We start from the raw sequence: 1,582 nt of genomic DNA on the forward strand, positions 1-1,582 counted from the left end.
TTTTTTTCAACGTGATCTCTTTTTATCTCCTTCAGGAGAGATCCGTCCTTTTCGGCTTCCGTGTCTTTTTGTCCAAAATGGGAAGGAGGGTCACCGGTTCCGCTTCCACCAGCACATCATGATGCGCGCCCGATCCCTGAGCCAAAGGTGACCATCCCGAAGGACGATCCTCTTTTGTAATTCCTCCATCTCTTGAGGTTCCGGGGAGCGACCTTTCATAAACGTCCAGTGTTCGACGACCTCTTGGAAGTGGTGATAGGCATAGGAGTTGTCCGTTTCATAGAAGGTTCTGAAGAGAAGCGAATACTCCCCGAAAGATGTCCTTACCGAAGGATAAGAGTCGTTGGGTTCCACGACGAGAAAGATGTTTTTCGGCCGCAATCGAAAGGTCTTTGCTAGGGCCTCTCCAAAACCGATCCCTGTCACGTGCAGGGTATTGCAGGCGATGAAGAGATCGTAATCCCCATAGTCGTGACAGGAAATCTCCTCCCAGACCCTGCCGTCCACAGGAAGGGCGTCGACTTTCTTTTCGACCATCTTCTCGCTCAAGAGGTTTCTCATGCCGCTTGATGGTTCGAGGGCGATCACTTCACAGCCCCGTACATGGAGGGGAAGGGATAAGATCCCGTTGCCCGCACCGATGTCCAGGACCTTCCAGCCGGGACGGGCCATGGCCAGGAGCACCCCCAGGATCTTCTCATGATAATGGGTATGCTCGATCCAGAGTTTGTACCACTTGGCATACTGGTCCCAGAACGCTACTGTGTCGATACGATGGCCTGCTGCTGCCACCATCCAGATCCCTTCGTTTTTTCTCTTCCTTCGGGAAAGAGCAGACCGACTTCTTGACGGGATTGAAAGAAAGACAGGATAAGGGTTGGAAATCTCCCTTAAGAAAAAACCACGGAGGCGTTCGCTTCGGCGAAACTTAAAACCTCCGTGGTTTCGATTTCGTGAAAGGCCAGAGGGCCGGGCCTCTTCACCTTCAGGTGAGCTCTCCTTTCGGCTCTCCGGCCCTCTCCTATATAAGGAATCCGATACCGCTTGTCAAGCGGTCTCACGCCCCCAGGACAAAGGCAAAAATCAGAGGGACGACGATGGTGGCGTCCGACTCGATGATGAATTTGGGGGTCTCAACCCCCACCTTTTCCCAGGTGATCTTTTCATTGGGGACGGCGCCAGAATAAGACCCATAACTCGTGATCGAATCGCTCACCTGGCAGAAATAGGCCCAGAGAGGGACATCTTTTCTCCCCAGCTCCTGTCTCAAAAGGGGGACGACGGAGATCAGAAAATCGCCGGCAATCCCTCCGCCGATTTGTAATAGACCCAAGGGATGCTGTTGGCTCGTTTTGGGATACCAATCCAAAAGCTCCAGCATATACTCCATCCCGGTTCGAACCGTGTGGACATTTTTTATGTTTCCCCGCAGACAATGGGCCGCATAGATATTACCCATGGTGCTATCTTCCCAGCCCGGGACAAAGAGGGGTAAATCTTTCTCACAGGCGGCGACCAGCCAGCTTTCCTTCGGGTCAATCTGATATTCCGGTTCAAGGCGCCCGCTACGGATCAGTCTGTA

The 1,582-nt window shown here is 52.8% G+C and carries 2 protein-coding genes; both read right to left on the reverse strand.

Annotated features, from left to right (window positions below; genetic code table 11):
* Positions 1 to 90: 90 nt before the first annotated feature.
* Positions 91 to 795 carry a class I SAM-dependent methyltransferase gene (locus N3G78_10975; protein ID MCX8118441.1) on the reverse strand — a complete coding sequence of 235 codons (705 nt, stop codon included), beginning with the start codon at positions 793 to 795 and terminating at the stop codon, positions 91 to 93.
* Positions 796 to 1,057: 262 nt separating this feature from the next.
* Positions 1,058 to 1,582, reverse strand: a 525-nt coding sequence (locus N3G78_10980) for a deoxyhypusine synthase family protein (protein ID MCX8118442.1), incomplete at its 5' end; no start/stop codon positions are given.

The organism is Thermodesulfobacteriota bacterium (assembly GCA_026415035.1).
Classification (GTDB): Bacteria; Desulfobacterota; BSN033; order BSN033; family UBA1163; genus RBG-16-49-23.

Excerpts from the sequence above, each read along its gene's own strand:
- N3G78_10975 (MCX8118441.1), bottom strand. The coding sequence starts at position 795 with ATGGTGGCAGCAGCAGGCCATCGTATCGACACAGTAGCGTTCTGGGAC.